Here is a 21549-nt window from a genome sequence, read left to right on the forward strand (position 1 = left end):
AGGCCGACCTCCAGGCCGACCTCCAGGCCGACCTCCAGGCCGACCTTCAGGCCGACCTCCAGGCCGACCTGGAGGGATCGGCCCGGGACCGCATCACCTCCGACACCGCACCAGGGCGAGCGGAAGCCGGGGAACGGGCGGGCGTTGATGCGGCGCTTGTCGGTTATCTTCCGGTTCCGGAGGGGCTGCCGGTTCAGGTTCGGGCGCAGCTGCCCACTCTGGACCGGGAGACGATCCGGGCGCTGTTGTTCCCGGGGAACGCGCCGCGGCTGCTGGAGGTCGTGTCGACGTCGCTGGGGAGGTCCGGGTTCGTGTGTCTGCCGCGGTTCGCCGACGAGCTCGGTGGGCCCGGGCTCGCCGAGGAAGCGGCCGTCGCGGTGGACGTCGCCGCCGGTCATGGGGCGCGGAGTGTCTCGCTTGCCGGAATGATTCCGGCCCGCACGGGATACGGCATGGCGGTGGCGGCGCACGTGCGGTCCGGGGCGCTGCTCACCACCGGGCACGCGGTCACCGCGGCCTCGGTGGTCCGGACGACCCTGGCGGCTACCGGCGGCAACCTGGCGGGCAAGGTGCTGGCCGTCCTCGGCGTCGGCTCGATCGGTACGTCGTCGCTGCGCCTGCTCCTCGCCCAGGCAGCCCGTGGCCCGATGCCCGGACCACGGGTGGGCGCGCGGGACAGCGGCGTACCGGCCGGTGGTGCGCGGGACAGCGGGATGCCGGCCGGTGGCGCGCGGGACAGCGGGATGCCTGCCGGTGGCGCGCGGGCCGGGGTAACGCCGAAGGGGAATCCGGGTGTCGGGGAGATGCCGGCTGAGCTGTTGCTCTGTGATCTGCCGGCGGCGGCCGGGCGGCTGCGTGACCTGGCGGAGAGTCTGCGAGCGGAGGGCTACCCCGGCGTGATCCGGATCGTCGGGGTCGACGACGTCTACGAGGCGGACGTCGTCATCGGGGCGACCAGCGGAGGAGGCGGGATCCTCGACGTCGATCGGCTTCGGGCGGGCACCGTTGTCGTGGATGACTCGTTTCCGCACTGCTTCGACACCGGCAGGGCGCTGGCGCGGATGCGGGAGCGGGGGGACGTGCTGATCGTGGGCGGCGGGCTGCTCGACTGTGGAGAGGTTCGGCACTCGCCGGCGCCGGGGATGCCGGCGGTGTCGGTGAGCGGGTTCCGGCTACCGGGAGTGATCGCCTCCTGCCAGCTGGAATCGTTACTGCATGCCGTTACGCCGGGACTGCCGTTGGTCACCGGGCCGGTTGATGCGGGGCTTGCGGGCGCCTATTGGGACGCGCTCGACAAGGCGGGAGTTCGGGCGGCGCCGCTTCATCTCCTGAATCAGGAGGTGCCGATTTAGGCGGGGTGTCGAGATTTTGCATATCAAGTTGATTACAACGGGTTTCAACAATGCAAATATCCAGATTGGGGGCACTTGTTCGTGGAAACCACTCAGTATGATCCGCGGCATGTCAACCCATCCGGACCTTGCGGAACCCGAGCAGAGCTCCTCGCCAGAGGAGTCGTCGGAGGCTCCCGCGCCTGGCAAGCGTCGCCGCCGCTGGCGCATCGTCCTCTACGTGCTGCTGGTTTTCGTGCTCCTGGGCGCGGGTGGTGCAGTTGCCGGCGGGCTCTACCTGAAGTCGGTCGAGAAGTCGGTCGAGCGCGTCGACGCGTTCAGCGAGGTTCCCGAGGCGGCCCGGCCGACCAAGGCCGCGGTCGCCACGGACGCGCTCAACATCCTGATGCTCGGCAGCGACTCCCGCGACCCCGACAACACGCAGGGCTCGCGCGCCGACACGATCATCATCGCCCACCTCACCAAGGATCGCTCCAGCGCGCAGCTGATCTCCATCCCCCGCGACACCTGGGTCTACGTGCCGAAGGCGGCGAAGAACGACTACGCCGACCGGAACGCGAAGATCAACGCCTCGTACGCGTGGGGTGGTATCCCGCTCGTCGTGCAGACCGTGGAGAAGTTCACCGGTGTGCGCATCGACAACGTGGCGATCGTGGACTTCGGCGGCTTCAAGGAGATCATCGACGCGCTCGGTGGCATCGACATCGAGGTCGAGCAGGACTTCACCTCGATCCACCCGCCGTACCGGAAGTTCACCAAGGGCACGATGCACATGGACGGCGCGACCGCGCTGGACTACTCGCGTCAGCGCAAGCAGTTCGCCGACGGCGACTTCGCCCGCATCCGGCACCAGCAGCAGGTCATCACGGCGATCCTGGACAAGGGCGCGTCCGGCGGCCTGCTCGGCAGCCCGACCAAGCTGAACGACTTCCTGCGCGCCACGGCGAACTCGGTCTCCGTCGACAAGACGATGTCCCTGGTCGACCTCGCGTCCCAGCTCCGGCACCTGCGCAGCGGCAACCTCACCTTCCTCACCAACCCGTCCAAGGGCACCGGCATGGTGGGCAGCGAGAGCGTCGTCTTCCCGGACAAGGCCAAGGACAAGACGCTGTACGAAGCGGTCCAGAACGACAAGGTCGACGAGATCCTGGCCGCCGCCACGAAGTAGTGAGCCGTTCGGTAACCGGCGGTGCTGTGCGGTGACATAGCTGTGCGATATATGGGGAGACGTGAATACGGGGAGCACGTCAGCATCGGGGCCCTCACCTGAGGACACCGCTGTGCTGGATACGACGAATGTGTGGCGGATGCCGGCGCCTCCGCTGTCACCCCCTGTCGTGCCGGGGCCAGCCGGGCTGGTGATTCCGCAGCAGCGACCGGCTCCCGCCCGGGAGACTCCGGCTCCGGAGCCCTTCCGGGACCGGGGGCCGGATCCCGCCGACGAGCCGGGGCGGGAGCAGGATCGGCGGGAGCAGGACCGGCGGGAGCAGAGCCGGGAACGGAACCGGGTCAGGCGCCCGGAGTCGCTGCACGACAGCGACAAAGACCGGCAGCTGGCACGCGACGGTGAGCCGGCACGCGACGGTGAACCGGCACGGGTCGGTGAGCCGGCACGGGACGGGGCGCTGGCACGGGACGGTGAGTCGGCACAGGACGGTGAGCCGGCACGGGCCGAGGATTCGGCACGGGACGGTGAGCCGGAACGGGACGGCGACGAGGAGGAGGGCGAGGACCCCGACTCGGCGTCGAGCACGGCGGTCATCCCGTACGCGGCGGCCACCTCGGCCAAGCGGACCCGGCGGATGCGCGCCTGGATGCTGGTCGCGCCGGTCGACGTCCTCGCGCTGAGCACGCCGCTGCTCTTCACGCTCCAGTACTGGCGCGGCACGCTGGTGATGGCCGGGCTGACCGTGGCGCTGTTCGCGTTCGGCGGGCTCTATGCGGCCCGGCGGTACGTGAGCATCCTGGACGAGCTGCCGACCATCTTCGGGCGGCTGCTCGCCTCGTCGGCGATCGTGGCGATCATCGCGGCGCAGCGGCACGACTCGGTCGGGTACGTCGAGGGCTTCCTACGCTGCGTCGCGCTCTCCGGCAGCCTGGTCATGGTCGGGCGGGCGCTGACGCGTACCGCGATCGTCGTCGCGCGCCGGCGGCGGTGGGTGGAGCGCAACGCGATCATCGTGGGCAGCGGGCAGATCGCCCGGGAGCTGGCCCGGCTGTTGCGGCGCTACCCGCAGTACGGCCTGCGGTACGCGGGGTGTGTCGACAGCCTCTTCCCCGAGTCGGGGAAGCCCGCCGTCTCGCTCCTCGGCGACCTCGGCACCCTCGAGGCGAACATCAAGATGGCCGACGTGGACGTGCTGATCGTCGCCGACTCGGCCGCGCCGGACCCCGACCTGATGGAGGTGCTCAGCCGGCCCGCCGCGCTGACCCGGGACATCTGGGTCGTGCCGCGGCTCTGGGGATCGGGTATGCACGGCGCGGTGCCCGACCACATCGGCGCGATCCCGATCACCCATATCCGGCACAACACGATCGGCGGGCCGCGCTGGGCGCTCAAGCGGGCGTCCGACATCGTGATCGCGTTGACCGCGCTCACCCTGCTCAGCCCGATCCTGCTGCTCTGCGTGATCCTGGTCTTCCTGGAGGGGCCGGGCAAGGGCGTCTTCTTCCGGCAGGAGCGGATCGGCCGGTACGGGAAGCGGTTCAACGTCATCAAGTTCCGGTCGATGCTGCCGCGTGACGAGATGGACTCGCAGACCACCTGGTCGATCGCGGGGGACAGCCGGGTCGGTCCGATCGGGCGGTTCCTGCGGCGTACGTCGGCGGACGAACTGCCCCAGCTCTGGAACATCCTGCGCGGGGACATGACCGTGGTCGGGCCGAGGCCGGAGCGGCCGTTCTTCGTGGACCGGTTCTCGGCGGAGCACCCGTCCTACGCGATGCGGCACCGGGTGCCGGTGGGCCTGACCGGTCTGGCGCAGGTCAACGGTCTGCGCGGGGACACCCCGATCTCGGACCGGGCCCGCTTCGACAATTACTACATCGAGCACTGGTCCCTCTGGCTCGACACCAAGGTGGTGCTGCGCACGATCGCCGAGGTGTTCCGGGGCGGCGGCCGCTGAAAGAAAAGGGAGAAAGGGTTCAGATGAATGGCAGGCTGGTCGACCTATAACCTGCCAGGAACTGATCCGGATCGGACTTCAGCACCCTACTGAGAATGGTCCCGAAAATGTCCCGGAAGTCGACGGTGGCCTTCAGGTCACCGTCGTCCAGGTCGGTGAGGCTCGGTTGCTCTCCGTAGAGACCACCCACCACCCCCGGCCCCGCGAGGAAGACCGGCCCGGCCGTCCCGTGATCGGTGCCGCCGGAGGCGTTCGCTTCCACCCGCCGCCCGAACTCGCTGTACACCAGGCAGACCACGCGCTTACCGGCGTCCGTCTTCGTCATCCGGGTCAGGAACGCGGAGAGCGCCGTGTCCAGCTGCGTGAGCAGGCGTTCGTGGGCCGGTCGTTCGGTCGCGTGCGTGTCGAATCCGCCGAGGCTGACCGAGTACACCCGGGTCGGCACGGACGCCTCGATGCAGCGGGCGATCAGATCGAACTGCGCGGTGAGCGAGTCCCCGCCGCCGGTACCGGTGGCCGGGACGGACGTACCCGTCTCGGTCGGTGACGCCGTCGCGGACTTGTTGATCTCCTGGATCAGGCCGTCCACCGTGATCAGGTCGGCGTAGGTGCCCGCGACCCGGGCCTGCATGTCCGGCTCGTCCGTCGACGCCTGACCGAACGCGGACACCATCTCGGGCGAGATCCCGTCCGGCAGCCGCAGCCCGCCGACGTCGACGCACGCGCCGGCCGTGGTCTCGCCGACCAGCAGCGGGGAGAGCACCGGCTCGAAGCTCACCGCGGTCTCGGCCGGGGACTTCGTCCCGTCGAGCCACCGGCCGATCCATCCGGTGCCGATCGGGTGCTCCGGGGACGCGGTCTGCCAGATGTCCATCGAGCGGAAGTGACTGCGGTCCGGTTTCGGGTACCCGACCCCGCGTACGATCGCCAGCTGTTTGTTCTGCCACAGCTGGTGCATGCCCTTGAGCACCCGGTTCAGCCCCAGCGTCTCGTCGAGGGCGAGCACCTGGCCGGCCTCGTACGCCATCGCGGAACGGGCCTTGTGGTACGCCGGATCGTTGAACGGCACCACCGTGTTGAGCCCGTCGTTCCCGCCGTAGAGCGTGACGATGACCAGGGTGCCCTCGTCGGCGGCGAGCACCGGGGCGTCCGACCCGCCGGAGAGCAGCGCATGCAGCCCCATCGCCCCGGCACCCGCGGCCAGCGCGGCCCCGCCGGTCACCCCCGAGGCGAGCAGGAACTTCCGTCGCGTCACGGTATCCATCAGGTCACCAGGTATTCCGGGCTGACCAGGCCGAGAGTCAGCAGCTGTTTGGGGGTGGTGGCCAGCTTCAGGCCGGCGTACGTCCGGTTGCTCCACGCCGGGATGCCCAGCAGGCTGGCCAGGGATTCCGCGGTCAGCCCGGTCACCGGCGCCAGCCCGGCCAGCCGCCCGGCGGTGGCGAGGCGGACCTGTGCGGTGCCGGCGGTCAGCCACAGGGTGCCGGCCGGCCAGCCGCCCACGCTCGGCGGCGAGAACGGCACCTGGCCGAGCCGGTTGAGGCCGTACAGGATGAGGTCGACGGTCTCGGTGGGCATGCCGCCGAGCCGCAACCCGAGCTGGCGCATCGCACCGACCAGCCACTCCACCGGCTGCTTGACCATCTGACCGGCCGTGGCCTGGAAGGCCTCGGTGCCGACCATCGCCCGCAGCATCGCCATCGCGTCGGGGAACGCCGCGACCATGGCCGTCTGCACGTCCGCAGGGATCGCGCCGGACGACGAGCCGTAGCGATACCAGAGGCGGGCCGCGATGAATTCCGGGCAGACCTCCTGGCCGAGCAGGTGGTCGACGAGCGAGTCGGCGTCGAAGTTCTTCCGGGTGCCGAGTACGGTCTTGGGCTTGTCGTCGTGCTGGGCCGGCGCGAGGTGCGTGGTCGCCTCGGTGTAGTTGATGATCCAGCCGGTCAGCGCCCGCCCGGCCTCCTTGACGTCCTGCTCGGTGTAGTTGCCGATGCCGAGCAGGAAGAGCTCCATCAGCTCCCGGCCGAGGTTCTCGTTCGGCGCGGAGCGGGAGTTGAGCTGCCCGTCGAGCCAGTAGATCAGCGCCGGGTCGCGGACCATCCGGTGGGCGAGCGTCGAGAAGTCGTTGGTGCCGCGCAGCGTCCGGTGCTGGATCATCATGAGCTGCGGGCGGATCACCTTGCCGATCGAGGTGGCCCAGTGCCCGTGCCAGAAGAAGACCATCTTCTCCAGCGCCTGATGGTCGGCGACGGTCATCCGGTCCAGCCACCAGGTGGTGATCTGCCGGGTCTGCCGTTCCCGCTCGGTGCTCACGACCGCCCGCTGCGAGTCGGTCGGGTTCGCGTACTTGTTGATCGGGTCGGAGCCGACGTCGGGCACCGGGGTGGCGGAGGCGCCGACGTCCGGGGTGGAGGGTGCGGTCAGCGCCTGGACGGTCGGCGCGTAACCGGCCCGCTGTGCCGCCGCCAACTCGGCCTGGGTGGGCCCGAAACCCACCCGGCGGAGCAGAAGCGCGACGTCACTGGCCATATTCGTCAATATAGGCGGTCGCGTCGGAACCCACGGATCGGTGCCCGGTCACAGCGGCGTAGGCCACATCGAGCTGCCCGCGTACGGCGGCCGACCCGTGGTTCGCCACCGCCCACTCGCGACCGTTCACGGCCAGCCGTTCCCGCTCCGCCCGGTCGCGCAGCAACGCGCCGATCGCGGCCACCCAGCCCTGCGGGTCCTCGGCCGTCCGGACCTGCTCACCGTCGCGGACGCCGGCCCGCGCGGCGACCATCTCGCTGGTCACCGTCGGCACGCCGGCGGAGAGCGCCTGGATCAGCTTCATCTGGATGCCGGTGCCGCGGAAGATCGGCGCGATCGCCACGGTGGACGCTCCGTAGTGCGGCTCGATCGACGGCACGTTGGCGAAGAGGTCGACACCGTCCTGCTCGGCGAGGGTCTTGACCGATTTCGGCGGGTCCTGGCCGACGATCCGCAGCCGCGCGTCCGGCACGGCCTGCTTGATGCCGGGCCAGACCTCGCGGGCGAACCACATCAGGCCTTCGACGTTGGCCTCGTAGCTCAGGCGGCCGACGAAGAGGACGGTGGGCGCGGTCGCGGTGTGCGGTTGCAGGGGGAAGTCGCAGATGCTGCGCACCACATACGTTCCCGGCCGGGTGTCCCCGGGTGCGGACAGGATGATCGGCACCCGGGCACGGACCAGCTCGTCCTCGCGCGCCCGCATCCGGTGCTGCTCGACCCGGCCGATCGCGCGCCAGGCCGGGTTCGGGCCGTCCGCGGCGAGCTGCTCGTAGTACTCGCTGCGGAACTCGTCCAGGTCGATCAGGACCGGGGTGTCGCCGCACGCCTCGACCAGGTGTGCGGTCCGGAAGACGTTGAGGTGCACCACGTCCGGCCGCCACTCGGCGATCTTCGCGCGCAGGGCGGTGACCAGTTCCGGGGGATTGGCGTACCCGGTCTGCAGCGACTCGCCGGTGACCAGCGAGCGGAGGCTGCGGGTCATCGTGCCGACCCGCGAGTTGGGCACCAGCGTCTGATCCGTTACGGGCAGCGCGGCGGCCTCCTCGATCTCGGCCTCGTCGTGGGTGAGCGCCAGCAGCGCCACCTCGTGCTCGGCGGCGAGGATCTCCAGGAACTCCAGGCTGCGCGGACGGTACCGGGACGGAATCCAGGGCGCGACGAACAGGATCTTCACAGGGGGAACTTCCTCAAAGCCGTGGCGAGCGTACGCTGCCTGCTGGTGCCGTGCCGGTCGAAGTAGACGGCCATCCCGTCCCGGTAGAGCCGGTTCTTGCCGACGGCGGCGGTGCTGGTGCTCTCCTTGTGATCGGCGACGCTCGCGCCGACCGAGGCGACGCCCCAGCCCGCCGCGCGCAGCCGCTTGCAGAGGTCGACGTCCTCGAAGTAGAGGAAGTAGCCGGGGTCGAACCCGCCGATCTCCCGGAACGCCGAGGCCCGCACCAGCATGCAGAACCCGGAGACCCACTCCACCGCGCGGGTCTCCGCCGACGGTTCGACGTCCAGGTAGGCGAGCATCCTGATCCTCGAGCGCAGGAAGGCCGAGCGGGCCAGGGCGCGCCGCAGCCCGGCCGGCACCAGGTGGTCGACGCGGAGCGCGGCCAGCCACTCCTTCGCCATGCTCGGATCCGAGCCGGAGGAGACGCCGTAGCCGCCGTTCGGGTAACGCATCAGCGGCGCGACCACGCCCAGCCCCGGGTCGTTCTCCAGGGCGGCGACCAGCGTCGCGAACGCCTCCGGATCGAGCCGGCAGTCCGGGTTGAGCAGCAGGTACGCGTCGGCCTCCGGAACCGCCCGGGCGGCCAGGTTGATCGCCGCGCCGAAGCCGTCGTTCGGGGCGGAGAGCACGTCCGGCGTGTACCGCTTCGCCACCGTGGCACTGTCGTCGGCCGACGAGTTGTCCACCACCACCGACCGCTCGACCGGCAGCGCGCCGAGGCAGCCGAGGCTCTCCGGCAGGTCACGGGCCGAGTTGTAGGCGACCACGATCGCCGCGATCCTCATCGTTGGCTCACCATCGCATAGGCGTCGAGATAGGCGTGGACCGTGTCGTCCCACCGGAAGGTCCGCTCGATGTGGGCACGCGCCTGCGCGCCGCGTGCCGCGGCCTCTGCCGGGTGGCGCAGGGTCGCGTCGATCGCTTCCGCCAGTTCCCTTCCGGTACGCCCGGAGCAGAGCATCGACGCGTCCGCCCCGACCGAATCGGCCGGACCGGGCGACGTGATCACCGGGCATCCGAGGGCCATGGCGTGCACCACCTTCATCAGCACGCCCCCGCCGACCACCGAGGGCACCACCACCGCGTGCGCGGCGAGCATCTCGTCCCGCAGGTCCGGGACCGCGCCGGTGACCACGACCCGGGCGTCCCGTTCGGCGAGCGCGGTGATCTCCCCGGCCGGGCGGGCACCGACGATCCGCAGCTCGGCGGTGGGATACCGCTCCCAGACCAGCGGCATCACCTCGTCGGCGAGCAGCCGGGCGGCCAGGATGTTGGCGCGCCGCCACATCGCACCGGCGAAGACCAGCCGCGGCGGCTGCCCGGCGGGCGGCGCGGTCCACGACACCGGCCCGATGTCGACGCCGGGCCGGGCCAGCAGGGTCCGCGGGTTGTACCGGGACGCGACGGCGTGGTCGGCCTCGGAGAGCGTCATCAGCGCCCCGGCCCGGCGCATCGCGTCCCGCTCGAACCGGCGGGTCCGGACCAGTTCGGCGAGCCGGTACGCGCGTTCCGGCCCGGACGAGGCCCGGTACGACTCGGCCATCACGCTCTCGGTGATGTCGTGCAGGGTCAGCACGGTGTTGTCGCGGCTCGCCAGGATCTCCGCGGACTGCAGGTACTCGGCGTGCACCACGTCCGGCTTGAGCCGTTCGATCAGTCCCCGTACCTCCCGGGTCGCCGCGTGCGGCCAGGCCTGCCGCAGCCACGCGGGCCGGGCGCCGAACCGGGCCAGCGGACCCGGCCGGAACGGTGCCGTGGGAATCAGCGAGGTGTACGTGCCTGACTCTTCGGTGTTCTGCGGCGAATAGACGAAGAGGTCCGTCTTCTCCGCCAGGCGGGGGACCAGCTTGGCGATGGTGTCCGCCGCGGCGTGGTCGTGCTGCGCGGCGGGGGAGAAGGGCGAGATCAGCAGGACGCGCATCAGCCCAGGTCCTTGAAGACCGACGCGATGTAGCCGCGCGCCACCGTGCCCTGGACGGCGACCCGGCCGGCCGCCTCGCGGAACACCTCGGGGGCGGCCGCGGCGGCGGTCGCGGTGCGGTACAGCGTGTCCGCGTCCACGTCCTTGCCGACCGTGAACTCGCCGAGCCCCAGGTCGTGGAAGGCGTCCAGGACCTTCCGCTCGTACGCGATCGCCACCGTCGGTACGCCGAGCGCCACGGCCGGCAGCGCCGCGTGCAGGCGGGTCGCGAGAACCAGCCGGTACGACGCGAGATCGGTCAGCCAGCCGTCCAGGTTGACCGCGAGCGGCTGCTCGGCGTCGAGCGGGCTGGTCGCGACGTCGAGCGTGTCGCGGAACGCCCGGTCGTAGATGGTCGCGTCGTTCTCGCCGTTGGCTCCACGGCCGTACGCCATCGGAAGGAAGACACCCGACCAGCCGTCGCCGCGCAACCGCTGAACGACCTCGGCGGAGGCCGCGATCAGTGACGCCTCGGCGTCGCTCGCCAGGGGGCGCAGCGAGAGCCCGAAACGCTGACCGCGAACGATCCCGCCGAGCTCGGGCAGTCGCAGCGTGTACGCCATGTCACCGACCACCTGCGCGCCCCGGCCGAAGGTGTCCGCGCTGCGCTGGTCACGGACGCCGACCGCGCGGCACCGGGCGCCGATCCAGCGCAGCAGGGCCCGCCCGGCGGCGGTGTTGTCCTCGCGGACGCCCGCGGCGGCGACGGCGACCCGGGTGCCGGCCAGCCGGGCCATCGCGACCATCCGGGCGAAGAGCGGCAAGGTGCCCGGCCAGGGCAGGTTCGGCGACCGCTCCTGGAAGACGGTGCCCGGACCGAGCAGCAGGATGTCGGCCTCGCGCAGGGCGCGCTGGGCGGCCTCCTGCCGTTCGCCGGTGCCGCGCGAGCGCAGCGTCGGCATGTGCACGGCGTCCACCCGGTGCAGTTCGGTGACGCGTTCCGGGTCCGGGCAGAGGACCACGAAGCTCGCGTCCTCCCGGGTCTCCCGGACCGCGGCCATCAGCGTGTGCAGAAGGATCTCGTCACCGAGGTTGTCCGATCCGAACCATCCCGCGATCGCTACCCGCATTCATGCCCCCGTATTTGCGGTCTGTGCCGGCCTGGCAAACCGGCGCCGTACGACGACGACGGCCGCCGCCCCGGCGAGGAAGAGGATTCCGGTGCCGACCGACGCGCCCGCGAGCGGCAGCAGCTCCACCAGCGTCACCAGGACGACGGCCACCACCGCGACGAACGCCGTCGAGGCGGCGACCGGGCGGAGCAGCGTACGGTCGTGCAGGAAGTAGAGGAGCGAACTCGCCACGATCAGCTCGGTCAGTACGGTGGACCAGGCCGCGCCGAACGCGCCGTACCGGCCGTCCAGGGCGAGGTTCAGCGCGACGTTGCCGAGCATGCTGACCACCAGCACGATCAGCCGGCTGCTGGCCTTCCCGCCGGCGAGCAGCACCGCGGAGAGCCCGAAGTTGGCGAAGCGGAGCGCGAGGAAGAGCGCCAGGATCATCGCGAGGTGCATGATCGTCGCGCCCTCGTCACCGAAGAGGATCAGCGTGGCGATCGGCAGCCCGGCCAGCATCACGCCGGTCGCGCCGAACCCGGCGATCTGGAAGAACCGGAAGATGGTCACCGGCTCGTCGGGGCGCCCGCCACCGAGGACGCGCGGTGCGGCGTACGCGAGGGCGCCGACACCCATCGACGAGGCGACCTGCACGGCCGGGCCGACGATGCCGGTGGCCGAGACGTACTCGCCGACCTGGCTCGCCGCGACGAAGAGCGCCAGGACCAGGGTGTCGCCGCGGAAGTACATCAGGCCGAGCAGGTCGGCGGCGAAGTACGGCACCGCCTGCCGCGACCGTCCGACCAGGTCCACCCGGCCCGGCACCAGCAGCTGGCGCCAGACCCCGGAGAGCCAGAACGCCAGCACCGAGCGGAGCAGCGAGGCGAGCGCCATGTAGACGGCGGCCCGGGTGAACGAGAGCCCGCCGGCGAGCAGGGCGTCCGCGCCGCACGCCGCCACCAGGGTCACGCTGGCGATCGCGTTCGCCAGCGCCTCGCGCCAGGCCTTGCGGGTGCCGCGGACCAGCACCCACGCGGTCTCGTTCCACTGCTCCAGCAGGCTGGAGAGGAAGAAGAGGAAGAAGCCGAGCTGGACCGCGCCGGGCACGGTGAACCCGGCGACCGGCCAGCAGATCGCCGCGGCGAGCAGCATGACCAGCAGCCGGGTGGTGTGGATCCGGGCGACCTCGGGGTGCGGGACGAGACCGGCGGAGACGTTGCGGGTCAGGTACGTCGGGAAGCCCACCGAGAGCGCGGCCGCGGCGAACGAGGCGCTGAGCGTGGCCAGGCCGTAGAAGCCGACAGCCTCGGCACCGGCGCCCCGCGCCAGCAGGGCCATGATGACCAGGGTGGTCAGCCGGGTGACCATGGTGGCGAGGCCGAGCAGACCGGAGGCGACCTTCAGCGACGCGGGCCGGTGACCCGGCGCGGATATCTCAGGCGCGCTCATCGGGATCCTCTACGACCGGGGTCTCCTCTTCCGGGGTCTCTTCGACAGCTGCCTGTTCGGGAGCGGCGGTGCCGATCCACGCGCCGAAGTAGCCGAGAACCAGCAGGAAGATGGCGAAGTACGGGCCCTGCAGGAGACCCCATCCGGTCAGGCTGATCAGCAGGATGCCGGGGGTGGCGGCGACGATCACCCTGGCCGCCTGGTCGCTCCCGCGGGTCCGGATCGTGGCGCGGACCGCGCGGACCACCACGACGACGGCGGGCAGCCAGAGCAGGATCGCGCCGGGGACGCCGAGCTCCGCCGCGGTCAGCAGGAACGTGTTGTGCACCGGCACGCCGGTCGAGGTCAGTTCGTCGGTCAGCCCGACCACCGCGACGTAGCTGTTCGGCCCGACCCCGGCGAGGAAGTGGTCGCCGATCGCACGGAACGCCACCACCATCAGGTGCCCGCGGTCGCCGCCGGTCGGGTCCGCCATGAACCGCGAGATCAGCCAGGGCAGCGAGGCCAGGCCGAGGAGACCGGTCAGACCGAGAATGGTCAGATGCCGCCGCTGCCAGCGCCCGGCGGAGAGCTCGATCAGCATGAAGAGCACGACCATCCCGATCACCGCGACCAGGATGGTGCGGCTCTCGGTGAGGAAGACCCCGGTGAAGACCGCGCCGAGCGTCGCCCAGACCGTCCACCGCTCCCGGCGGGTGCGCTGCGGCAGCATCAGCACGCAGATGCCGCAGAAGAAGAGCAGTTTGGAGAGTTCGCCGGGGTGCGCGGTGAGGCCGGTGGCGCGGCCGTGGATGTCGATCGCCTGCGGCCCGGTGATCGTCCGCAGTGGCAGGCCGGCCACGGCGAGCAGGACGGCGGCCAGCTGGCCCCAGGCGACCAGCGCGAACAGCTGCGGTACCAGCGGGCTGAAGCGTTCCCGCCACCGCGAGACCACGCCGATGCCGAACGCCAGCATGCCGAGCCCGAGCTGCAGCAGGCCGGAGAGGTCGCGGGCGAGCAAGCCCCAGACGGCGACCGTCATGACCGCGGCCCAGATCAGGAACGGCGCCCACGGCTTCAGCGCGGTCCGGAACATCCGGGGCGCCATCGCGCCGACCACGGCGGCGGCCACCACGATCGCGATCGTGTAGTTGTAGACCGTCGGCACGGTGTTCGCGATGCCGGAGTAGATCGGGGTGTCCCGCGGGAAGAGGGCGACGGGGACCAGGCCCAGCGTGCCCACCAGGAACGCGGTGACCGCCCGGGTGGGGCTGGTCAGCAGGCTGATCACGAACGGCCAGGCCGCCGCGACGGGCTTAACGTGCCGCTCGGCCGCCGGTTCGTCCTGCTCGTCGGCGGCCCGTTCGTCCCGCTCCTCAGCGGCGGGTTCCTCGTGCTGCTGCTCGGTGACCGGTTCCTCGGCCTGTGTCGTGGCGGGTTCCTCGACCTGCTCGGTGGCCGGCTCCTCTTCCTGTCCGGCAGCCGGCTCCTCGGACGCGGCGAGTGCCATGTTTCGTTGTCACCATTCTCGGCTCGCGGTCGGGCATGGGGGATGACGCGGCGTCATCATAAGGGTCGATGATTTGCCGCCGGTGTCCCGAACGATGTCTTTTCCTGATCAGAATTGGGCAGCGGCGCGCGCGCCGTTCGCCACCCTGCGGACGTCGTCCCGCCAGCCGAGCGGGGCGGTCATCCGGATCACCAGCTGCCGGTTGACCGGGTCCTGCGCGGTGGTCTTGTAGTAGGCGATGACCACCATGCCGTACCGGTCGGCACCGTCCACCTTCAGCGTCTCGGCGAGGGTGACGTTGGTGCCGGCGTACCGCCACTGCTGGCCCCAGGCCTCCTCCACCGTACGCAGGCTGTCCTGCTGGGCGGTGTCGCAGGGCTGCGCGCAGTCCCGGACGATGATCTCGCCGCCGATCTGCTCGCCGCCGCTGGTCATGCCGCAGGTGAACTTGGTGGCGCCCTCGGAGGTGGCCGCGGGCGCGCAGGCCCAGCCGCGCGGGAAGGGAAGCTGCAGGTCGACGCCGTCCAGCGCCAGGGTCTGCGCCTTGTCCTTGGCGGTGAACTGCGGCCAGGAGACCGGCCAGTCGCCGATCCGGGGCGGCTCGATGCCGGGGTGCAGCGGCGTCGGGGTCGGCACGGCGGCCTCGGAGGCGGCCACGGCCGGGTCGCCCCCGGCCGGGCGGTCGTCGCCCTGGGTCAGGGCGAACAGGGTGCCGGCACCGGTCAGCGCGATGACGGAGAGGATGCCGACCATGCCCCAGGTGCGCAGGCCCCGCTTCTTCTCGGCGGGCTTCTCCCAGGCCGGCGCGGGCGCCGGGGGATTCTCCCACTGCGGCGAGGGCGCCGGGGTGTTCTCCCACTGCGGTGCGGGTGCGGGCGCGCTGTCCCACTGCGGGGTCGGCGTGGGTGCGGGGGCCGGTGCGGGTGCGGTCTCCACCGGGTCGGCCGTGGCGATCGGGGCGGCCTGCGTCGTGCTCGTGGTGGTGGTCGGCATCGAGATCGGCGCGGGGGCCGGCGGGGGAGTGGGCGCACCGCTGGCGATCGGCTGGTAGTCGGCGCCGAGGGCCAGGAAGATCTGCTCCGCGCCGGGCCCGCCGTCGGAGGCCAGGATGACCCAGGGCGCGGCCGCGCTGAAGTCGGCGCTCACGTAGCGCTGGCCGTCCTTCTGCTGCGGCAGGGTGTTGGCGGCCGAGGTGAAGGCGTCCCGCCAGCGCTGCTCGCTGGCGACACCGGCCTCGAGGACCGCGACGGTCAGCTCACGGCCCTCGCCGTCGACAGCGGCCCAGACCGTGCCAAGCTGGGACGAACCCAGGGGCTTGGTCACCTGGTACGGACTGTCCGGCTGCATGTTCGACTCCCCCACCCGTGAATGTTTTACGGATAATAGTGGGGTCGCGATCGCCGCTCGCAGGGGTGTCACATACTGCGGATCACACCGGGCATGTCCGATTGGGATCAGACACGCCCGGTGTTCTCGTGGCTACTCCGGAGTGCGGTCGTCGCCGTGCGGGATCGAGCCCAGCACGCCGTCCGGTGCCTCGCCGCCGCCCCAGACCATGTCGTCCTCGGTCAACCAGGTCATGTGCTCGTCGGCCTCGTCGTCGCCGTGACCGGATCCGTGCCCGGACGCCGAACGCCCGGAACCCGTACCGGCACCGCGGCCGATCGAACCGGCCGCCGAACGGCCGTCGCCGACCCCGCCCGAGCCGCCCAGGCCCCCGCCCGCGCCACCGAGACCGGCGAGCGCGGTGGAGCCCAGCGAGCCGCTGGAGAGCGAGGTGCCGGAACCCGCGCCGAACGCGCCGGTACCGCCGAATCCGCCGCCCGCGCCGCCGAGACCCGTGCCGCCCAGGCCGCCGTTGCCGAAGCCGCCCGCACCGGTGAGGCCGCCACCACCGGACTGCAGACCGGTGCCGGTCGACTCGTCCGGATCGGTGGTGAAACCGGTCGTGGTGGTGTCCGGCCCGATCGTCGAGGTGTTCCGGTCGCCGATCCCGGAGGCGTCCGGTGTCTGCCCGGCCCTCGCGGCCGGGTCCAGGTCCTTGGTGGTCCGGTCGGAGACACCGGTGCTCGGCGCGTGGTGCGTCACCGAGCCGTGCGAGGCCTTGGCCGGCGTCACCGCACCGCCGGTGTCGCCACCGGGCAGATCGGGATCGGCGATCACCGGGACCTTGGGCCAGCCGTGATCGGTGACCCCGTAGTCCGCGGCGAGCGCGGCGACGAGCACGACCGTGCGCTCCTTCGCCTTCGCCTTCTCCTCCTCGTCCTGGTCGTGGCCCATCACGCCGCCGATGACGCCGCCACCGACCGTGCCGACCGGACCGAGGACCGAGCCGACCGCGGCACCCTTGGCGGCGCCCTTGAGCGTCTTGTCCAGGTCGTCGGTCTTCTGCGGGTCCTCGGCCTTCGACTGGGCGGTCTCCAGCGCGGCCGCCATCGTGGTCAGCCCGGTGTGCACCGCGTTGAACTCGTCGGCCAGCTTGCCGGCGAACGTCGCGATCAGGCCGAGCCGGCGCTGGAACTCGCGGCCGGCGCTGCTGTTCCAGGTGGGCAGCAGCCGCTCGAGGTCCTTGGTCAGCGAGTCGGAGACCGACTGGGCACTGCCCTCGGCCGACTTCCAGGTGGGCACCATCCCGTTGATCTGGGACGGTTTGCCCGCCATCAGCTCGGTGTAGAGCTCTTCGTGAGACCGCGTCCGGTAACGCTGGTAGTACTCGTCAGGCATCGGCTTCGTCACCGTTCAACTCCGTCCCCACGCTGTTCAGGACACTGGCGATGTCCTTGGCGTCGGCATGGTTGCGCGCTTCGGTCGTCCGGTAGTTGCTCAGGATCGTCGAGGTCGCGGTCTTCGCCGCGGTCAGCGCGCTGACCAGCCGTTTGGCGCGGTCCAGGTGTTCGTCGTAGAGCGTGTCGTACCGCGTGGCGGTCTTCGACGCGTCCTGGAAGGAACCCAGAGCCGGCGACCGGTCCTTCAGCGAGTTGGTCAGCGAGCTGACCGCGGCGTTCGCCTCACTGAGCCGGGAATCCAGGGTCCGGTAGAAGTCCTCCAGTGACAAGAGGTCGATGTCTGTGTTGTCGCCGCCCATCTGTTGCCCCCGTTTCGCACCGGCGTCCGCACTCATGACCCTTTCGGCCACCGTACTTCACACCGGCAAGTCAATCGACCCATGTAAACCTGCCTTTTCGGCAGGACCTAGAACCCTACGCCCTCGGGCTACGTCCCCGCGCTCGGCGTCGGGCTGGCGGCCGTCGCGGGGGTGACGAACTGCTTCGCGTCGTCGGGGTCCAGGGTCGCGCCGGTCGGGATCAGCGCGAGCAGGTACGACGGCACCAGCGTCGGCGTCGCGGTGCCCAGACCCAGGTTGGCCTGCACCGTCGCGGTGTCCTCCGTGGGCAGTGCGTACTTGATGCCCTGGTCGGTGATCAGGTACGTGGTGGTCGACGTGGTCGTCGCGCCCGGCGCCGGCAGCACCCGGACCAGCGCGCCCCGCCCGCCGGGCACCGCGACCCGGTCGGCCAGCCGTACGCCGTCCGCGCTGCGCCGCTGCAGGTTGGCCGAGGCCGCGGCCATCGTCGGGTCGACCGCGTCGTAGACCGAGATCCCGGCGACCGGCTCGGTGACGGACGCGCCGGCGGTGTAGGTGCCGCAGATCATCGGCGGCTCGCTGCTGTAGTCGTAGAGCTTCGGCAGCGTCTGCGGGAACCCGGCCGGCTCGAAGGTGTTCGCCTGGGCGTTGCCCGCGGCGTTGGCCGAGATGGTGACGACCGTACCGCCGCGGTTGGCCTGCATGAGCCGTGCCATCACCTCGCTGATCGGGGTGAGCCCGCTCTCCAGCAGGGTGAAGTACTGGCTGCCGTACCCGTAGACCTGGCCGAGGACGCCGGGGCGCCCGTCCACCGTGCCGCTCTCGTCGCCGATGTTCGGGATGGTCGGTACCAGCAGGTCCGGGCCGACGGTGATGCTGTTCAGCAGCGGCAGGCCGACCGGGATCGGGGTCACCGCGGAGAGCCCGAGCGCGGCCAGGCCGGCCCGGTTCGCGATCTTCAGCCGGTGGCCGTTCCAGAGCAGGAACAGCGTGGCGTCGTCGCCGGTGCCGGCCGAGACGAGCAGCGCCCGGGTGCCCAGGTCGGTGCCGCCGGCCGGGACGGCGCCCAGCTGCAGGTGGGTGACGAGCGCGGCGGAGCCGGTCGAGCGGCGCATGGTGCAGGTGCTCCACGGCAGGCCCACCAGCGCGGCGGCGTCCGGCAGCGCGTCCGGGGCGTCCGGGATGCCGACCGGCTCGCCGCGCGGCAGGTCCCGCAGCGACTCGCGGGACACCGTCTGCACGGTCGGGGCGGCGGCACCCGCGATCAGCCGGGCCGAGGTGAAGTTGAGCACCGGGTAGAGCGTGCCGTTGAGGTAGACGTACCGCGCCCCGGTCTCCCGCTCGATGGCGATGACGTTCTCGCTCAGCGTCCCGCCGGACGGGCGCAGGAACCCGATCACGCCGACCACGGCGAAGACGATGGTGGCGACCATGGCGCTGCCGACCATCGCCATGCCGAAGCGCCGCATCGGCCGGTCGGTCGTCTCCGGCTCACCGGAGAGCAGGCCGGACACGATGCGCCGCGTCAGGAACTTGTACGCCTGCACCGTTTCTTGCCTGGTCCGCATCGTGCCTTCCCCGTTTTCTGATCTTCTCGAGAAGCGTGTGAGAGGTGTTTCGGTGAGCGCCGCCGGTCAGCGCTGGGGCCGGCCGCCGACGCTCGGCATGCTGACGCCCGCCTTGCCGGGCCGGATCGTCGGCGCGCCACCGCGCGGTGCCGCCTGGCCACGCTGCAGGCTCGGCGCGGTGACGCTCACGTTGCGGCCCATCACCGGCGCGAACCCGGGCTTCCGCCCGGTCGGCTCGGTGTCCGCCGGCGGCACGGCGCGACCCGGGCGCCAGCCCCGCGCGCGGCCCCGGCGGACCACCACGGCGCCGACCGCCACCAGCAGCGCGGTGAGCACCCCGCCGAACGCGATCCACAGGGCGGCCGTACGGACACCGCTCAGCGGGTCGTCGGCCGGCTCCGGCACGGTCACCGCACCACCGGCGGCCACCTCGGCACCGGCGCCGCCGATCGAGGTGAGCGTCCAGTACGGGTCGACCACGCCGTACCCGACGTCGGTGTTCCAGCCGCCCGCCGGGTGCTGCGCGGACCGCTCGACGCGCTCGATGATGGCGGCCGCCGACTCGTTCTGCCGGTACGACCGGGCCAGCGCGACCACTCCGGACACGTACGCCGCGGCGAAGCTGGTGCCGCCCTCCTCGAACTCGCCGTACCCGTTGCCGTTGGGCGCCGGACCGGCGATCTCCTTGCCCGGCGCGGCGACGTCGACGTAGTCGCCCGACGTGGAGGTGTCCACGTGGTCGCCGTTCTCGTCCACCCCGGCCACCGCGAGCACGCTCGGGTACGCCGCCGGGTAGGCCGGCTGGTCGCCCAGGTCGGTGCTGCCCTCGTTGCCGGCCGCCGCGACCAGCACCACGTCGTTCTCCTGCGCGTAGGCGACCGCGTCCTCGAGATCCTGGGTGTCCGGCGTGACGACCGAGAGGTTGATCACCTGCACGCCCTGGTCGACCGCGTACACGATGGCCTGGGCGATCCGCTTCGGGTCGTCCTCGTCGAAGGACTTCTTGGTGTCCCGGAGCACCCGGATCGGCAGGATCTTGGCGTTCGGCGCCATCCCGGTGAAGCCGGAGGACGCGGTCTCCTTACCGGCGATGATGCCCGCGATGATCGTGCCGTGCCCGGACTCGTCGCACCAGCCGTGGGTGCCGGACTGGATCAGGTCCCGGCCGGAGAGCACCTGGCCGTCGAGCGCCGGATGGGTCACCGAGACACCCGAGTCGATGACCGCGACCGTGATGCCGTCACCGCGGGTGAGCGGCCAGACCAGGTCCGGCCGGAGGCGGCGCAGCGGCCACGGCTGGTCGGGCAGGGCATCGGTGATCGTCGGCCCGCAGACGTCCGCGGCCAGGGCCGGAGCTGCCTGCGGCATGACGATGGCCGCCGTGGCCAGGAGACCGACGACAGCGATGGATGGCAGGAGCCGCACGGCCCGAGGGTAACGGCTGGGCAGCGAGCGGTCATCACCGCGTCGTACGCTGGCCGCGTGCAGCCCGACACATCGCTTCCGCGTCAACCTCTGCGAGCCCCGTCCGCCTCGCGGCCCGACGGCGTCTGGTCCGCCGGCCGTGTGCCCGGCCGTTTCGGCCGCGTACAGCTCATCGCCATCGAGGTGGCGCTGGTCGCCGCGACCGCCGCCGCGTTCGGCCGCAACGCCGTCGCGATCCTGGTCACCGCCCTGGTCGGGGTGCTGCTGCTGGTCTTCACCGTGGTGCCCTCCGGCGGCCGCTGGCTCTACCAGTCGATCGCCGCGCGCCGTCGGCTGCGGCACCGTCGCGGCCAGGCGCGGACCGTGCTGCGGGCGACCGGCGATCCGGTGGCCGCCGCCGTCCCGGGACTCCAGATCCGGACGGCCACCGACCGCGGGGTGAGCTTCGGCGTCGGGCAGGACCAGACCGGCTGGTTCGCCGTGCTGGGCGTGATGTCCTGGATCGGCCCGACCTTCGAGCGCCCGCCGTCGGTCGGGCTGGACCGGCTCGGCCGGCTGCTCGCCGAGACGGTGCCGACGGTCTCCGCGCTGCAGATCGTCACCCACCACCAGTCGGCCGTACCGGAGACCGGGACGGCCGCGAACGACCTGGTCTGGCTCGCGATGCGGCTCGGCTCGTGGGACGCGGCCGACGCCGCCGCGAGCCGGGGCGGCGGGGTGGAGGGCGTGGACCGGGCGCTCGCCGCCGCGGTGGGCCGGATCACCACCATGCTGAACGGGGCCGAGGTGCCCTGCGACGTGCTCGACGCGAACGAGCTGCTGCACGCGCTCACCGTCTCCAGTGGGCTCTACCGGCCCGGCGGCCGGGCGCCGGCCGAGCTGGACGAGAGCTGGCGGCAGTGGTCGGCGGGTGGCCTGACCCACGTCGTCTTCGCGGTCCGCGGCTGGCCGTCGGACCCCGATCCCGACCTGGTGGAGCACCTCGCCGCGGTCCCGGCCGTGGCCGTCGACTCGGCGGTCCTGGTCGCGCCGAACGGCGCCGACGAGGTGGCGTACCGGGTGCTGATCCGGGTCTCCTCGACACCGCAGTTCATCGCGGACAGCCTGCGCAACCTGCGGGAGAACGCCAAGCGCTCCGGCGTACGCCTGGTCCGCGTCGACGGCGACCACGGCACCGGCGTCTACGGCACCGCGCCGACGGGCTGGACCCCGGCCGGCCCGATGCCGAACGCGTGGGCGGCCACCGCACCCGCGCCGCGCGGCTGGGCACCCCGGCTCGCCGCGCCCCGGGCC

Annotated in this window: 16 protein-coding genes and 1 pseudogene; 4 read left to right on the plus strand and 13 right to left on the minus strand. The window is 71.8% G+C overall.

What is annotated here, in order from left to right:
• Positions 1 to 12: 12 nt before the first annotated feature.
• The 3 genes and pseudogenes from AB0M08_RS39880 to AB0M08_RS39890 form a co-directional block, all read left to right on the plus strand.
• Positions 13 to 429, plus strand: a pseudogene (locus tag AB0M08_RS39880) (hypothetical protein); the annotation flags it as partial.
• Between the two features lie 1032 nt (positions 430 to 1461).
• Complete coding sequence (locus AB0M08_RS39885; protein WP_364505296.1) at positions 1462 to 2520, plus strand: LCP family protein; 1059 nt, start codon at positions 1462 to 1464, stop codon at positions 2518 to 2520.
• 139 nt (positions 2521 to 2659) lie between these two features.
• Positions 2660 to 4477: an exopolysaccharide biosynthesis polyprenyl glycosylphosphotransferase gene (locus AB0M08_RS39890; RefSeq protein WP_364505298.1), complete on the plus strand. Its 1818-nt coding sequence runs from the start codon at positions 2660 to 2662 to the stop codon at positions 4475 to 4477.
• A 19-nt stretch (positions 4478 to 4496) separates the two neighbouring features.
• Here AB0M08_RS39890 and AB0M08_RS39895 read toward each other — a convergent pair whose 3' ends face one another.
• From AB0M08_RS39895 to mycP, 13 genes are all read right to left on the minus strand, one after another.
• A complete protein-coding gene (locus AB0M08_RS39895; RefSeq protein WP_364505300.1) occupies positions 4497 to 5741 on the minus strand; it encodes a DUF1501 domain-containing protein in 1245 nt (414 codons plus the stop codon).
• Positions 5741 to 7009, minus strand: coding sequence for a DUF1800 domain-containing protein (locus AB0M08_RS39900; protein ID WP_364505302.1), 1269 nt, complete (start codon positions 7007 to 7009; stop codon positions 5741 to 5743). The genes AB0M08_RS39895 and AB0M08_RS39900 overlap by 1 nt, the downstream gene beginning before the upstream one ends.
• Entirely contained in the window at positions 6999 to 8183 is a 1185-nt protein-coding gene (locus AB0M08_RS39905; protein WP_364505304.1) for a glycosyltransferase, read from the minus strand. Before AB0M08_RS39905 ends, AB0M08_RS39900 begins: the two co-directional genes overlap by 11 nt.
• Entirely contained in the window at positions 8180 to 9010 is an 831-nt protein-coding gene (locus AB0M08_RS39910) for a glycosyltransferase family 2 protein (RefSeq protein WP_364505306.1), read from the minus strand. The genes AB0M08_RS39905 and AB0M08_RS39910 overlap by 4 nt, the downstream gene beginning before the upstream one ends.
• The gene (locus AB0M08_RS39915) at positions 9007 to 10146 is read right to left on the minus strand and encodes a glycosyltransferase (protein WP_364505308.1); all 1140 of its coding nucleotides are present in this window, start codon (positions 10144 to 10146) and stop codon (positions 9007 to 9009) included. Before AB0M08_RS39915 ends, AB0M08_RS39910 begins: the two co-directional genes overlap by 4 nt.
• Positions 10146 to 11255, minus strand: coding sequence for a polysaccharide pyruvyl transferase family protein (locus AB0M08_RS39920; RefSeq protein ID WP_364505310.1), 1110 nt, complete (start codon positions 11253 to 11255; stop codon positions 10146 to 10148). Before AB0M08_RS39920 ends, AB0M08_RS39915 begins: the two co-directional genes overlap by 1 nt.
• Positions 11256 to 12689 carry a lipopolysaccharide biosynthesis protein gene (locus tag AB0M08_RS39925; RefSeq protein WP_364505312.1) on the minus strand — a complete coding sequence of 478 codons (1434 nt, stop codon included), beginning with the start codon at positions 12687 to 12689 and terminating at the stop codon, positions 11256 to 11258.
• Entirely contained in the window at positions 12676 to 14178 is a 1503-nt protein-coding gene (locus AB0M08_RS39930) for an O-antigen ligase family protein (RefSeq protein WP_364505314.1), read from the minus strand. Before AB0M08_RS39930 ends, AB0M08_RS39925 begins: the two co-directional genes overlap by 14 nt.
• A gap of 108 nt (positions 14179 to 14286) precedes the next feature.
• Positions 14287 to 15525, minus strand: coding sequence for a hypothetical protein (locus AB0M08_RS39935; protein WP_364505315.1), 1239 nt, complete (start codon positions 15523 to 15525; stop codon positions 14287 to 14289).
• A 132-nt stretch (positions 15526 to 15657) separates the two neighbouring features.
• A complete protein-coding gene (locus AB0M08_RS39940) occupies positions 15658 to 16914 on the minus strand; it encodes a hypothetical protein (RefSeq protein ID WP_364505317.1) in 1257 nt (418 codons plus the stop codon).
• Positions 16895 to 17299: a hypothetical protein gene (locus tag AB0M08_RS39945; RefSeq protein WP_364505319.1), complete on the minus strand. Its 405-nt coding sequence runs from the start codon at positions 17297 to 17299 to the stop codon at positions 16895 to 16897. The genes AB0M08_RS39940 and AB0M08_RS39945 overlap by 20 nt, the downstream gene beginning before the upstream one ends.
• 92 nt (positions 17300 to 17391) lie before the next feature.
• Entirely contained in the window at positions 17392 to 18831 is a 1440-nt protein-coding gene (gene eccB / locus AB0M08_RS39950; protein ID WP_364505321.1) for a type VII secretion protein EccB, read from the minus strand.
• A gap of 66 nt (positions 18832 to 18897) precedes the next feature.
• On the minus strand, positions 18898 to 20256 hold the full coding sequence (gene mycP, locus AB0M08_RS39955) for a type VII secretion-associated serine protease mycosin (protein ID WP_364505323.1): 1359 nt from the start codon (positions 20254 to 20256) through the stop codon (positions 18898 to 18900).
• Between the two features lie 57 nt (positions 20257 to 20313).
• Here mycP and AB0M08_RS39960 point away from each other — a divergent pair.
• Positions 20314 to 21549: type VII secretion protein EccE (locus AB0M08_RS39960; RefSeq protein ID WP_364505325.1), on the plus strand; the 1236-nt coding region annotated here is incomplete at its 3' end.

The sequence above is a fragment of the Actinoplanes sp. NPDC051851 genome (assembly GCF_040681165.1).
Classification (GTDB): domain Bacteria; phylum Actinomycetota; class Actinomycetes; order Mycobacteriales; family Micromonosporaceae; genus Actinoplanes.